This is a genomic window from Virgibacillus sediminis (genome assembly GCF_042643265.1).
Classification (GTDB): domain Bacteria; phylum Bacillota; class Bacilli; order Bacillales; family Amphibacillaceae; genus Virgibacillus_O; species Virgibacillus_O sediminis.
In genome coordinates this window covers 20,082-33,837 of record NZ_JBHRRZ010000009.1, presented here as the reverse complement: position 1 = coordinate 33,837, position 13,756 = coordinate 20,082, and the positions used below count along the sequence as shown (strand labels likewise).

The window sequence follows — 13,756 nt, the reverse complement described above, 5'->3', positions numbered from 1 at the left end:
CCAAATATTCGGAACGGGCTTCTTCATTCAATGTCTCTTCTTCAATTTATCCAGTAAATCCTGGGCTTTTTGTCTAGCCGCCTTGGTTTCTTCTTCTAAAAGGATGAACCCATTTTCTGTTTTCTGTACCATATCCCCCTGCTTTACACCCATTGGAAGCCTTGAAAGTGGGACATCTTTTTCTTGTCTTTCATCGTCCCTTAGGAGAAGGACTGCTTTGTTCCCTTCAATACGGTCTATGGTAAATATTGCCAATGAATCACATCCTACAGCGTAATATATGGGCGAATTTCTTCGAGAGTGGCCGGGCCGATATAGCTGACATTTTCCAGTTCCTCAATGGACTGGAACGGCCCATTCGCTTCGCGGTAGTTAATGATATTTTCTGCAATCGTCGGGCCGACACCGTTAATCAGCTGGAGCTCCTCATAGCCTGCAGTGTTCACGTTGATTGGATAGTCCGGTCCTGGCTCAGGCTGTGGTTCAGGTTGAGGCTCTAGCTCGTCTCCGCTGCCGATAGCTGAACAATCATCCTGTCCATTATACTCTTCTGCATTCACCGTGAAATAATTGCCGTTGGTGTCTACCACAATATCGTCGGAATCACAGGTGGAGTAGAGGTCTGTCCCATAATCCCATAGACGGTTCACTACATCAGCATCCGGGTGTCCATAGCTGTTCTCTCCATAGGAAAGCACTCCGATTTCCGGATCTACTTCTAATAGGAACGAACTGGACGTCGACGTGTATGAACCATGGTGGCCGACCTTCAGAATTTCTGCTTCCACATCGAACTTATCAACCATTCTCTGTTCTGCATCATCATCGGCATCCCCGGTGAGCATCATATCCACTGATCCATGGCTGAGTTTGAGAACGATAGATGATTCATTTGAATCACTGCTGTCTTCGGAGGAATTAAGCACTTGTAAATCCAAGTTTTCATCAAATGGAATCGTCTGCCCTGTCCATGCCACTTGGAATGGTATGTTTTTTTCCTCAATGAGAGTAAGATAATCCATATATGTCTGGGTTGTATGCGGTGTTCCACTGTCGAGCACCTGATTTACTTGGATCTGCTCCAATACATCAATCAGGCCGCCGATATGGTCGGCATCCGGGTGGGTAGCCACCAGCAGGTCGATTGTGTCAATGCCCTGTTCCTGCAGGTAGGCAACTACTTCATCACCTGCAGAGCGTTTGCCTCCGTCAATCAGCATGGTATGACCGGTCGGGCTAATGACTAGGGTACTGTCCCCCTGTCCTACATCGATGAAATGCGCCTCTGTCTCACCATTATCTGCAATATGCCCGGCAGCTTTCATCGTTTCAAACAAGAAGGTCGCAAACTGCCCACGGGTTACGGTTTCCTTCGGACGGAAATCGTCCAGTTGATTGGTGATGCCATGCTGTGCGAGAACTTTGACATTTTCTTTGTGGGACGGAGAAACATTGTCAAGATACACCGGCGTATATGCTCCGCTATCCGTCAGGTCGAAGGCATTCACCAATACGGTGGCCATTTGCTCCCTGTTGATGGGTCCTTCATTGAACCTGCCTTGACTCCCTTTGAAGATTTCTGCTTCATACGTATTGGCAATTTGCTCTGCATATAGATGACCTTCATCTATGTCCGAGAAATTCGCCAACGCTCCGGACAAATCAGCAGGCTGCCCGAGTTTCAATGCCTCACTGAACAGTACGGCGGTATGGGTCCGGCTTATATCCCCATTCGGACGATACTCCTTCCTGCCATCATCGGTCGGGTACCCGCTGATCGTTTCCATATCCACCAGGGTGAAGATCCCTGGGTAATGGGAATCATTGCGGTCAACATCAATAAAAAGCTCTTCCGCTGCCGCTTTTGATGGCAGGAAGGTGCCTGCCATCAGGGTTAGCGCTGTCAATGCAACGCTGAATTTTTTCCACATTCGGTTTCCTCCTCTAAGATTGGTAGATATGCAGAAAGAAGCTGGAGCAAGATTTCTCCAACTTCTTCCTTTTCCCTTCTCTATCATATCACTAGCTATTGCCCATCTGCAGCTTCCAGTTTCTTGTAATTATTGTAAATAATTATAGAGGAACACAGAGAAATGTTGCCTGCTGACAGGTGTACCCGGACGGAAGGTATTGTCCGTATACCCTCTGGCAATTCCATTTGAGACAAGGGCGTTCACCACATCATATGCCCAATGCCCTTGGTGGACATCCGTAAAGTTTACAGTCCCCTGAGCCTCCAAATTATAGGCATTTGTCAGGATGGCCGCCATTTGTCCTCGGGTCAAGGATCCTCCCTTATCGAAGGTGTTATTCTGCTTCCCTTTGATAAAGCCTATTTCGACAGCGGCGGCTATATACTCATATCCATAAGAGCCAGGACGGACATCCGTGAATCCAGGATCCGGTGCATCATAATTTTCCACATCAATATCCATCTCCTGGAGAATCATCTGTACAGCCTGCAGCCGGTTCACATTTTGTTCCGGACGGAAAGTGCCGTCCCGATAGCCCCGGATAATCCCCAATCCAGCCAGATATCCGATCTCCTGCTCATACCGATTGACATCAGGGAATTTTGTAATCACAGGTTCCGCTGGTACATTTGGTGCCGGCTCTTCCGGTTCCTCTGCTACAGGTTCCTCCGGTTCACTTGGCGACGGCTCTTCCGGTTCCTCCGTTACAGGCTCCTCTGCTGCGGGCACATAATAGTATATAAAGCTGCTTACATCACTGACCATGCTGCCAAGGACCGAAATAGCCTTTACTTCCGTAGTTTCCTCAATAGTAATAGGCCCCTCGTAAAGCACTCCATGGCTTGGTGTTGGTTCCGTGCCATCAACCGTGTAAATGATATTGGCGTCCGGCAGATTGCTGGTAAGTTCCAGTTCAAATGGCTCATTGAACTCTTCCCCTGAAGAGATATTGGCTGTCGGTGGTGCTAGATTTACCTGTTCAATGATATAGTTAAATTCTGCCGTTTTACTGATTCGCCCATCCACAACGGCGACGGCTTTAAGGGTAGTGTCTTCCTTCATAGTTATCGGTCCTGTATACTGCCGGCCGTTTTGCGGGCCCGGCTCCGTGCCATCCAGGGTGTAGATGACATTCGTTCCATCCTCGGCGGTCAACTCTACCTCAATGTCGCCTGTGTATGTTCCGCTTTCCAGGGAAGCCTGTGGTATTGCAACTTCTCCATATACTTCGCCAATATAACTGATATCAATCAAGTACGGCCTGTCTACTGCGTAATTCTGCATATTGGCTGCTACAATATAATAGGTTCCCGGCTCTATGTTGTCATAGCTGACCGAATTGATCTTCAAATCATTGTCAACTTCTTGATATACCTGTGATTCGTGGATCACATTTCCATCTTCATCCAGCAAAATGGCTGATGGATCATTCCTCACGGCATTACTGTCGGCTGCAGCCGACAGGAGGATATCTCCCCAGTATGGAAGCTCCACTTCATATATGTCCAGATCGTCTGCAGTCTGGAAGGCCCCTGCCCCTATCATCTCATATGGCAAAGTCGTCGCATCTGCGACTTGGTCATTCGGCTCCACTTCCCAGATATCATAATCTTCCTCACTGATGGAAGTGTCAATGTCGGCTTGTACCTTATAAGGGGTCTCCGACCAATGGTTATTATAATCATAGACTGCCAAATAATAGGTTCCCGGGTCTGTGGTGAAGGTCAATTGCTCGCTGTCTCCCATTGCCCCGTCATCGATCACCTGCTGATCTGTCACCGTATCTCCATTATACTTATAAACCACTCCCACCAAATCTTGATGGTTTGCCTCTACGGTTAGATCCAAGGTGACAGAAGCGGTTTGACCGATGTCAAAAGAATACCAGTCGGTATCCTGCGGCATATCCATAAGTTCCGTCACCGCCTCGCCCGAGTTCAGCTGGCGTGCTCCACTTCTCTCATTGGAAACGTCCCCGCTCAAGGAGGGAAGACTTGCTGTCAGAGATTCATAAGCATCCACTCTTCCATACCCTTTCCTGTTCTCCCATTCCGCTTGTCCGGTTGGAACTGCCTCACTTTCCAAGGCCCATTCGATTTCCCACGGCTCCCAGCCGGGATTCCTTGCTTTCAACAGGCTCGCTACTCCACTGACCACCGGAGCAGAGAATGATGTGCCATTCGCCGAGCTGTAAGTATTTAGATGGTTTGGACTGATGATGTTGGTCCCTGGCGCAGCGATATCAATCATGTTGCCAAAATTAGAGAAGCTTGCCGGATTGCCCGCTTCATTGGTTGCTGCTACACTGATGACAAACTCATAGGAAGCCGGGTAGGATGGGTCGCTGATCCCGTCATTGCCGGCTGCGGCAATAACCAAGATTCCCTGCTGGTACGCCTCCCAGAGTGCATCGCGGGAAGCTTTATGGAACTGGTAGCCACCATAGCTCATATTGATGACATCGACTCCCTGCTCGATAGCATAATAGATGCCGGCAACTGAGTCGAGGGATGAAACATGGCCAAGGTCATTGGCGACCTTGACAGGCAGGATATCCGCATGCATATCCATCCCTGCAGATCCTGTTTGGTTGACATTGGCCGCTATGACCCCGGCAACCATTGTGCCGTGTCCATGATCATCTGAAGGGTCGCTGTCCTCATTTACAAAGTCATATCCGGGAAGAACCCTTCCCTGCAGATCAGGATGTCCGGCATTCACCCCCGAGTCCAGCACAGCCACAGTTACATCCGCGGATCCCCGTTCCACATCCCAGGCCCGCTCCATATTGATGGCCGGGAGATGCCATTGCTGGTTGTAGTATGGATCACTCGGCGTATAGGAAGTTTCCAGGATGTAATCAGGCTCAGCCGTCAGAACACCCTCGTCCTGCTTCAGGGCTTTTAGCACCTGGTTGTAATCAGCCTCATCCTGAACCCTCGCCAAATATATATTCTGCTGCTCTAGATGCTCCGGTACATCTTTCAAGTCAATGGGATGGCTGCTCGTGTTCGGTCTGCTGCCGTCTTCCATATGGAGGATGACTCCCCTGTCACTCACCTCCGACAGGTCGACAGATTTCGCGCTCTGGAGCTGCCTGTCCCCTTCTTCTTTCTTTATATAGTGTTTACGGAAGCTCTCAAGACTTCCTTTCTCGTTTTCCCCACTTGATTGCAGGATCCGCATCTTTTTTTCCGCGTCCCGCATCACATCTTTCATTTTTTCTTTGTCTGTGTCTGAAATCGGGCTTTCGGGCGCCTTTTGCTGCTGGTCTTTGATCCTGTCCATTCCGTTATCTACCTCTGCTGTGGCATATACGCCAGCAACGGGTTGAAAGAGTAATAGAATAATGGCAAAAATCACTCCAACATTCTTCCAATCTCTGGTACCCAAAACATCCTCTCCTTTTTCATAGATGATTTGTGGAAAATTATACCATAGTCAGCTAGTTAATCATAAAGATAACCTGACAGAATCCGGCAGATTTTGCTAGATGAAAAAACTAGTTTTCCATAGAGATTCCCTGTCAGGCTGATGTTTTATAGGGTTTTCCTTCTCGTAAGAGCAATGAAGGATTCACTTTTAGCAAGATGGATTAGAGTGAAACAAGGGCACACTACCCCCGAAATAATCAGGCTGAATTTCAATCGATAGGCTCTTCTTTCTGTGTAGGTTACAGATTAATATATGGTGGATAATAGGACTCAAGGGACTAGGTATAACGGTTTGTAATTTGCGGTTCCATAAAAAACGGAACAGGCTCATTTCCTAAACCCATTCCTCTTGCCAAGATACCATAAGAATTTTCTTTGTGCCCACCGCGCCTTGTCTTCTAAAAATTCCTTCCTCTATTACCCGCATCCTTCCCAGCATTCGTATAATTCCGTTTTTCGTTTTCCTCTACACAAATTAAGTAATTTGTCCGATGAATAGATTAGAAGTCTATGAATCGAACTACCTGTAATATGGTGACCTCGTAAGGGCGAAACCTTGACGCCTATGGGACCGCGGCTTACATAGGAGAAAAAACGATTCCACAACCGGATCACCACTCCGAATAATGATGCAGGGAAATGCGGCCAAATCAGGCTAACCTATCCCCTCCGTTAACCATGGAGAATCCATCATTATTTATTGCTGGACTGGCCGTCCATTGGAAAGGAAGGCTTATATGGATACAAACCAATACACAGAAATGTTCCTGGATGAAAGCCGGGACCACTTGCAAGCAGTCAATGACAACCTGCTGCTTTTGGAAAAGCAGCCGGAGGACCTGTCGATCGTGGAAGAGATCTTCCGTTCCGCCCATACGCTGAAAGGGATGGCAGCTACGATGGAGTTCGATGATATCTCCTCCCTCACCCATCAGATGGAAAATGTGCTGGATCTCATCCGCAACAAAAAACTGGATGTCACGACCGAGGTGATCGACACAGCTTTTTCTTGCCTGGAAGCTTTGGAGGAAATGGTCGAAAGCATCAGTGAAGGCGGCACCGGGAAGAAGGATGTTTCCTCTCTGGTCGAAGAACTCCGGCGATTAGAAACAGGCGAACCCGCCGACATACCTCCACCTGCCCCGGTTGCACCGGAACCATCGGTGATGGAATTGGACGAATTCCAGTCCGCCGTCATTGCCCAAGCGCAGGAACAGGGCTATCATGCGATCCAGCTGGAGGTTGAGCTGCAGGAGGATGTCCTGTTGAAGGGCGTGCGCGCCTTCATGGTAGTGGAAACCCTCAGCAATCTGGGGGAGCTCATTAAAACCATTCCCACCGTGGAAGAGTTGGAGGACGAACAATTCGGGTCTTCGTTTTTGGCCCTCGTCCTTACCGAGGCAGACCCACAGGAAGTTAAAAACAGTGTATTGAACATTTCAGAAATACACCGGGCTGATTGGACGGTCCTGCCAACCCAGACCCTTACGGCAGCTTCCGGGGAACCCCCTGAAGAGAAGCCCGCAGTGGTTGAAGACGTTCCCGACGAAGTCACGGAAGAGCTGTCTGCGGTGGCGGAGGACGCCTCCGCCAAATTACCGGAAGAGCCGCAACCAGAACCATCGGAACTTCCCGCCGAAACACCAGAGGAGGAGCAAACGGACGAGCAGTCCCACCAACAGAAGCGGCAGTCTTCCAAAACCATCCGCCTCAACATCGAACGGATCGACCAGCTGATCAATCTGTTTGAAGAAGTCGTCATCGACCGGGGGCGGCTCGAGGAGATTTCCAAGCGGTCCGGCGACATGGAGCTCATCGATACCGTTGAGCATCTTTCCCGGGTGTCCAAGGACATGCAGGACATCATGCTGACCATGAGAATGGTGCCCATCGAGCAGGTATTCAACCGCTTCCCCCGCATGATCCGTGGACTCGCCAAGGAACTCGGCAAGAAGATCGACTTGCAAATTTCCGGTGCGGATACCGAATTGGACCGGACAGTCATTGATGAAATCGGTGATCCGCTCGTCCATTTGATCCGCAATTCCGTCGATCATGGAGTAGAGCTGCCTGAGGAGAGGCGGGAGAAAGGAAAGCCGGAAGAAGGCCAGTTAAGTCTCCGTGCTTTCCACCGCGGCAACCAGGTGGTTATTGAAATGGAGGATGACGGCGCAGGAATCGACCGGGATAAAGTGTTGGACAAAGCCTTGAACAGAGGATTAATCACCGACGACCAAGCGAAAATGATGGCAGATGAAGAGGTATATGCCCTGTTATTCGAACCGGGCTTTAGTACCGCAGAGAATGTATCGGATATTTCCGGGCGCGGGGTCGGCCTCGATGTAGTCCGAACGACCATCGAATCCCTCGGCGGCCATATCTCCACCCGCTCAGAGCTTGGAAAGGGCAGCAAGTTCACTATCCAGCTACCTTTAACCCTGTCCATCCTCGCCACGTTACTGGTCAAAATCCAGGAAGAGACGTATGCGATTCCCCTCTCCTCTATTGTGGAAACGGTGCTGTTGAAGGAGCAGGATACCATGTATGTCAAAGGAGAACCGGTCATCGATTTCCGCGGAAAGGTGATCCCGCTCATCCACCTGGACGAGATCTTCAACCTGAAAGACAGACAGGAAGATAAACGAAGAAAATCCGTCGTCATTGTCCGTAAGGGAGATAAGGTCAGCGGCCTTGTCGTTGATTCCTTCCTTGGACAAAAGGAAGTCGTACTTAAATCACTGGGTATGTATTTCAAGGACACTTATGCCATCTCCGGCGCCACCATTCTCGGAGACGGAAGGATTTCCCTGATTATCGATCCAAATGCACTGATTAAATAACAGCCACTTATAAAGGAGGTCCTACTATATGGAAGAACTGAAGAAATTTATTGTGTTCCAGCTCAATACCGAGCATTACGGTGTTCATATCCAGCAGGTGCTTTCCATTGAGAAAGTGACACATATTACACCTGTTCCTAACACCTCCCCATTCATTCAGGGTGTCATGAACCTGCGCGGGGAAATTACACCGGTCATCGACTTGAAAGGCCGGCTGCAGATCGGTACAGCTGAACATACGGCAAGTACCAGAATTTTGATTGTTCATATCAATGATACCCAGGTCGGGCTGTTGGTTGATTCCGCGACAGATGTCATCGATCTCGAGCAATCCCTGATCGATTCCCCGCCGGAAACGGTCGGTAGTTTGTCCGGAAGCTATATCAACGGAGTCGCCAAAGTCGAGGAAAAATTATTGATTTTACTGGACTTGGAAAAGGTCCTGAATCTGGAAGAAATGTCGGAGGCCAAACAAGCAGCCGGCAGCACGAACACGGAGGTTGAACGATAATGGCAAAGGTATTGATTACAGATGATGCAGCCTTCATGCGGATGCAGCTGAAGGATGTACTCACGAAACAGGGGCATGAGGTCGTCGGCGAAGCAGCCAATGGGGAAGAATCCGTCCTGAAGTATGCAGAACTCATGCCGGAGCTCGTTACGATGGATATCACCATGCCGGAAATGAACGGCGTCGATGCGGTGAAGGAAATCAAAAAACACCATCCGGATGCGAAAATCATCATGTGTTCCGCGATGGGCCAGCAGTCCATGGTGCTCGAGGCCATCAAAGCCGGCGCCAAGGATTTCATCGTCAAGCCCTTCAGTCCTGAACGAATTCAAGAAGCAATCCAAAAGGTTCTTTAAAAAATAGATACATGAGGTGGAAAATTTGAATAAACTACGGAACTTCAAAAGCATCAAAACGAAATTGCTCGCCGGATTCCTGTCCATCACCGCTCTGGTGCTCCTGTTGGGGATCTTCCATGCTGTCACCACGAGCAACACCAACAAAGAAATGCGGGAGATCATGGATTATCAGCTCGAGCTGCTGATTACAGATGAACAGCTGGCCATCAACATGGCAGAACGGACCAGCATGCTACGGGGCTACCTTCTATACGGAGACGAGCAGCATAGACAGGCATTCAACGATACACTGGAAGAGAGCATTGCCCTTGAAAATAAGGTCCTTGAACTAAGTGATTCCGAAAAAGTGGAGCGGTTGATTGAGCGGAAGGTCCAGTGGGGCACCTTGACAGATGAGGTATTTGCCGAATATGATGCCGGGAATACCGAGGAAGCCATGCAAATCATGGAAAACCAGGTTCAGCCGCTCACCATCGAATTGTCCGACGGCTTTCAGGAAATGGCCGCTGAACGGGAAGACATCATTAACGAAATGGGTCAGGAAGTCATTGAAGGCGGTGAACGTTCCCTGATGTTCGGAATGAGCATCACTCTTGCCGTCCTGATCTTAGGAATATTGATTGCCATCTTCACCTCCAGAAGCATCACCACCCCGCTCGGCATTGTTATGGAGCGGATGAAGTCGATTGCCGACGGAGACCTGAGCAATCAGCCGCTGACGATAAAATCGCGGGACGAAATAGGCCATCTGGTCACAGCGACCAATGAAATGAACAGCAGCATGCGGGAACTGCTTCAGAGAATCAGCACCGTATCAGAAACTGTTTCCAGCCAAAGTGAAGAATTGACCCAATCGGCCAATGAAGTGAGAACCGGTTCCGAACAGATTGCCACCACCATGGAGGAAATCGCCAACGGGTCGGAAACACAGGCGAACAATGCAAGCACACTGTCAATGAATGCCGCAACGTTTTCAGCTAAGGTCCAGGAAGCGAATGCCAATGGAGAAACCATCCACCATTCTTCCCAGGATGTACTTAAAATGACCGGCGACGGTAGCAAGCTAATGCAAGAATCTGTACAACAGATGAACATGATTGATCAGATTGTCAAAGAGTCCGTTGAAAAAGTGCAGGGGCTTGATACCCAATCCAAGGAAATTTCCAAACTGGTTACGGTCATCAAAGACATTGCAGAACAGACCAACCTGTTAGCACTGAACGCGGCCATCGAGGCAGCCCGTGCCGGTGAACAGGGACGCGGTTTCGCAGTGGTTGCTGATGAAGTGCGGAAGCTTGCCGAACAGGTGGCCAATTCGGTCACAGAAATCACCGGCTTTGTCGGAACCATCCAGACTGAATCCTCCGGTGTAGTGAAATCCCTGCAGAACGGTTATGCCGAAGTGGAAAAAGGCACTGGGCAAATCCAATCGACCGGGGAAACCTTTGGAAGAATCAATGAGGCGGTCAGTGACATGGTAAGCAGAATCCAGACGGTTACCAGCAATCTGGCAGACATGTCCGCGACCAGCCAGGAGATGAGCAGTTCCATCGAGGAGATTGCTGCTGTATCGGAAGAATCCGCTGCAGGCGTTGAACAGACCTCGGCAGCTGCACAGCAGACAAGCAGCTCCATGGAAGAAGTCTCTGCCAACTCCGAAGACTTGGCCCAGCTGGCCGAAGAATTAAATGGACTCGTCCGCTCCTTTAAACTGTAAAAGGAAGGACATGATAGGATGGGACGACCGGCCTTGCCGGCTGTCCCATCCCTTTTCTATCATCTATCATTATTCGGGAGGAACCGGCCATGAGCGATTACGCCTACTTCATCGATAAAATCAGAAAGAAAACAGGAATCAACCTCTCCCTGTATAAAGAACAGCAAATGAAGCGGAGGTTGGAGGCCCTGAGCGGGAGGCATGGCTTTCAGGATTTAAAGAGCTTCTATACCGGCATCGACAGAGATGATCAGCTTTTGGAACAATTCTTGAGCCATATGACCATCAATGTTTCCGAGTTCTTCCGAAATGAATCCCAGTGGAAGGTGCTGGAAAAGCTTATTGTATCCGGGCCACTTCAGGACCGGGCCAAGCTTAAAGTATGGAGTGCCGCCTGTTCGTCCGGGGAAGAGCCCTACTCTCTAGGCATCCTCCTGTCCGAGCATCGGGATCCAGGCACGTTTTCCATTACCGCCACAGATCTTGATAAATCCATCCTCCAGCAGGCCAAACAAGGAATTTATCCGGCATCCGCCCTGAAAAAGCTGGAGAAGGCAACCATACAAGAGCACTTCCAGGAGAAATCGCCCGGCGTCTACCAGATCAACGACCCAATCAAACGTTTGATCAACTTCAGGCAAAGCGACCTACTAAAGGACAGATTCCAGAGAAACTTCGATTTGATTGTCTGCCGGAATGTGATGATTTACTTTAATGAAGAAGCAAAGCATACATTGTTGAATAAATTGAGCCAGTCCCTGGCCAAGGGAGGCGTCCTGTTCATCGGGTCGACGGAACAGATTTTTAACCCGTCCCAGTACGGACTGGAAACCATCTCGTCCTTTTTTTATCAGAAAAAATAGCTGGGACCAGTAAAGTTTTGTTGGAAAACTGATGTATCTCCCTCCCCCTAAGAAAGCTTTTAAATAAATCAGCGCAGATGATAACTCATCTACGCTGTTTTTCATTATCGATTCATCACTTCCCTTTTGTCACAATTTAGACACATTTAATCACAAAAGGTGCCCTATAGGACGTTTCTACCCTCCCTTCCATTGAGGATAATTATCTTGAGAAGGAGGTCGAAAGGTTGGACGAACTGAAACTAAAAAGCCGGAGTATCCACGAAATACATAAGCAAGATGGAAATGGCAACACGGACTCCAAATTGTAAACGCTCCTCCATAGCAGAAGCATTGGACCTTTTTACCATCAGTCCTCCAGTCGCTCCCCATCCCCTCTCCAGACCTCCTTAATCCCACCTGCAAAAGGAGCTTTCCCATGACAAAAGAAAAACCTTCATTCGAAGAGATCTTCCGGCAGAACGAGCGGAGGATCCACTACAGCCAACAGCCGGACGAGATTGTGCCTGAGTGGTTTAGAGAGCGGAAAAATAAAGCACGCACCCTGTCTATGAAACAACCGGTCACCAGAAAAAGTCCACAGGAGGAAACGGCGGAGATTGAACGTTTGCTTAGGGGAAGTTAGTGGGAGAAAACGGGAACATGCGGGTATGTCTTAAGATTCGGGCTGAGGAAGCCTGCCCTCACCTCTTGGCCTCTCTCTCAAAAAAACGCTCCCTACCTGGAAGCGACCAGTCGGTATATACCTACCACCAAGCAGGCAACAGTGCCCATGAACGCCATGTTGCTCAGCAATATCAGGAATGAGAATAAAAAGGAAGGAGCTTCGGGATAAGAGTAGATATTGCCACTGACACCCATGGAAAAAGCAAAAAAACTTAAAATGACTCCCAGCGCAAAGGTGAATATTCCTACTCTAGCATTTTGGCTCAAATCTCCAAATATACCACTGTATTTTCTGTAAAGCATATAGAATACGGTAATAAAAGCGAAAACTGATAAAATGAATTGCATATGTATACTCCTTTTCGAACTGGTGCTTTTCACCTATCCTATTATACTAAATAGCGACAGAAAATACTTCAAAAAATTACAATCATATCCTTTTTTTACCAATTATTTTTTGGTATATTCCTATACCTTGCTGCTCACTTGGCTTTTGTCACTTAGGGGGGAACTGGGCCCCTGTGACTCAGCTATGATTTTGATTACAAGAAAGGAATTAATTCGGTAACTTATGGACAGATGGTTATATTATTTTAGGAGGCTGGAGCCCCCCCTTCACTAAATTCGAACCCACCTATTCCTTATTGCTGTCACGGCAACGCCTGTCCTGCTATCTACATTCAATTTACACATAATGGAAGCCAGATGATTCTTTACTGTTTTCTCGGACAACTGAAGTATGTCCGCTATTTTTGGATTGGACTGTTCACCGGTTGCCAACAGCTCCACGATCTGCCACTCCCTTTTTGTCAGAAGGCGCTTTGGCCGAGCAATGGTTGACTGATTCATATCCATAAAATCCATGAACAGGGGCTTTACTAAATGTGGATGAACATAAATAATGCCGTTTAATATCCATTCAATGGCATCCACGGCCTCCATGGGTTTCATTTTATTAAGCAGATATCCTTGTAAATCCATTCTAAATAACCTGACTAATTGTTCATCGTACACTTCCGGACAAGACACAGCTACCTTACTATTTTTATCTCTAAACGCCTCTTTGATAAATGTTAGATCAATATCTGCTTCGATATCTACTATAATCAATCCAGGATTCAAACTGCGAATTAAATCAGGATTATTAGCATTTACTGCTTTTACTGTATGTTTCAGATTATTCTGTAATACCCTGAGATACTTACTCTTATACAGCTCTTTTCCTTTAATAATTGCTATATCACTCATAATTCTTTCACACCTCCTAAAACGGTGTTTTCGCTTCTTTACTTATTAGCTGACATTATTGACTTAGCCAGCTAGTTCCTTAAAGATTCTTATAATAATTTATTCATCCTTTTTTAATGATGATGTATATCGACATATTTTTGCA

The 13,756-nt window shown here is 48.0% G+C and carries 11 protein-coding genes; 6 read left to right on the top strand and 5 right to left on the bottom strand.

Going from position 1 to position 13,756, the window contains the following annotated elements:
• Positions 1–27: 27 nt before the first annotated feature.
• The 3 genes from ACFODW_RS04935 to ACFODW_RS04925 all read right to left on the bottom strand — a co-directional run bounded on the left by ACFODW_RS04935 (position 28) and on the right by ACFODW_RS04925 (position 5,366).
• The gene (locus ACFODW_RS04935) at positions 28–255 is read right to left on the bottom strand and encodes a DUF3006 domain-containing protein (RefSeq protein ID WP_390303859.1); all 228 of its coding nucleotides are present in this window, start codon (positions 253–255) and stop codon (positions 28–30) included.
• Positions 256–266: 11 nt separating this feature from the next.
• On the bottom strand, positions 267–1,931 hold the full coding sequence (locus ACFODW_RS04930) for a helix-hairpin-helix domain-containing protein (RefSeq protein WP_390303856.1): 1,665 nt from the start codon (positions 1,929–1,931) through the stop codon (positions 267–269).
• Between the two features lie 129 nt (positions 1,932–2,060).
• Positions 2,061–5,366: a S8 family serine peptidase gene (locus tag ACFODW_RS04925; protein WP_390303853.1), complete on the bottom strand. Its 3,306-nt coding sequence runs from the start codon at positions 5,364–5,366 to the stop codon at positions 2,061–2,063.
• A gap of 778 nt (positions 5,367–6,144) precedes the next feature.
• Between ACFODW_RS04925 and ACFODW_RS04920 the strand changes: the two genes are divergently transcribed.
• The 6 genes from ACFODW_RS04920 (at position 6,145) to ACFODW_RS04895 (ending at position 12,322) form a co-directional block, all read left to right on the top strand.
• Positions 6,145–8,247: a chemotaxis protein CheW gene (locus ACFODW_RS04920; RefSeq protein WP_390303850.1), complete on the top strand. Its 2,103-nt coding sequence runs from the start codon at positions 6,145–6,147 to the stop codon at positions 8,245–8,247.
• A 28-nt stretch (positions 8,248–8,275) separates the two neighbouring features.
• The gene (locus ACFODW_RS04915) at positions 8,276–8,758 is read left to right on the top strand and encodes a chemotaxis protein CheW (RefSeq protein ID WP_390303847.1); all 483 of its coding nucleotides are present in this window, start codon (positions 8,276–8,278) and stop codon (positions 8,756–8,758) included.
• On the top strand, positions 8,758–9,114 hold the full coding sequence (locus tag ACFODW_RS04910) for a response regulator (protein ID WP_390303844.1): 357 nt from the start codon (positions 8,758–8,760) through the stop codon (positions 9,112–9,114). The genes ACFODW_RS04915 and ACFODW_RS04910 overlap by 1 nt, the downstream gene beginning before the upstream one ends.
• A 25-nt stretch (positions 9,115–9,139) precedes the next feature.
• The gene (locus ACFODW_RS04905) at positions 9,140–10,834 is read left to right on the top strand and encodes a methyl-accepting chemotaxis protein (RefSeq protein ID WP_390303841.1); all 1,695 of its coding nucleotides are present in this window, start codon (positions 9,140–9,142) and stop codon (positions 10,832–10,834) included.
• 89 nt (positions 10,835–10,923) lie between these two features.
• Positions 10,924–11,697 (top strand): CheR family methyltransferase, encoded by a 774-nt coding sequence (locus ACFODW_RS04900; RefSeq protein ID WP_390303838.1) that lies wholly within the window; start codon positions 10,924–10,926, stop codon positions 11,695–11,697.
• 418 nt (positions 11,698–12,115) lie between these two features.
• Positions 12,116–12,322, top strand: a complete 207-nt coding sequence (locus ACFODW_RS04895; RefSeq protein WP_390303835.1) for a hypothetical protein — start codon at positions 12,116–12,118, stop codon at positions 12,320–12,322.
• A gap of 92 nt (positions 12,323–12,414) precedes the next feature.
• Here ACFODW_RS04895 and ACFODW_RS04890 read toward each other — a convergent pair whose 3' ends face one another.
• Together ACFODW_RS04890 and ACFODW_RS04885 are read right to left on the bottom strand one after the other, a co-directional pair.
• The gene (locus ACFODW_RS04890; protein WP_390303832.1) at positions 12,415–12,711 is read right to left on the bottom strand and encodes a hypothetical protein; all 297 of its coding nucleotides are present in this window, start codon (positions 12,709–12,711) and stop codon (positions 12,415–12,417) included.
• 270 nt (positions 12,712–12,981) lie between these two features.
• Positions 12,982–13,611, bottom strand: a complete 630-nt coding sequence (locus ACFODW_RS04885) for a response regulator transcription factor (protein WP_390303829.1) — start codon at positions 13,609–13,611, stop codon at positions 12,982–12,984.
• Positions 13,612–13,756: the final 145 nt, after the last annotated feature.

Excerpts from the sequence above, each read along its gene's own strand:
- ACFODW_RS04900 (WP_390303838.1), top strand. The coding sequence starts at position 10,924 with ATGAGCGATTACGCCTACTTCATCGATAAAATCAGAAAGAAAACAGGA.
- ACFODW_RS04895 (WP_390303835.1), top strand. The coding sequence starts at position 12,116 with ATGACAAAAGAAAAACCTTCATTCGAAGAGATCTTCCGGCAGAACGAG.
- ACFODW_RS04930 (WP_390303856.1), bottom strand. The coding sequence starts at position 1,931 with ATGTGGAAAAAATTCAGCGTTGCATTGACAGCGCTAACCCTGATGGCA.
- ACFODW_RS04890 (WP_390303832.1), bottom strand. The coding sequence starts at position 12,711 with ATGCAATTCATTTTATCAGTTTTCGCTTTTATTACCGTATTCTATATG.
- ACFODW_RS04915 (WP_390303847.1), top strand. The coding sequence starts at position 8,276 with ATGGAAGAACTGAAGAAATTTATTGTGTTCCAGCTCAATACCGAGCAT.
- ACFODW_RS04920 (WP_390303850.1), top strand. The coding sequence starts at position 6,145 with ATGGATACAAACCAATACACAGAAATGTTCCTGGATGAAAGCCGGGAC.
- ACFODW_RS04885 (WP_390303829.1), bottom strand. The coding sequence starts at position 13,611 with ATGAGTGATATAGCAATTATTAAAGGAAAAGAGCTGTATAAGAGTAAG.
- ACFODW_RS04910 (WP_390303844.1), top strand. The coding sequence starts at position 8,758 with ATGGCAAAGGTATTGATTACAGATGATGCAGCCTTCATGCGGATGCAG.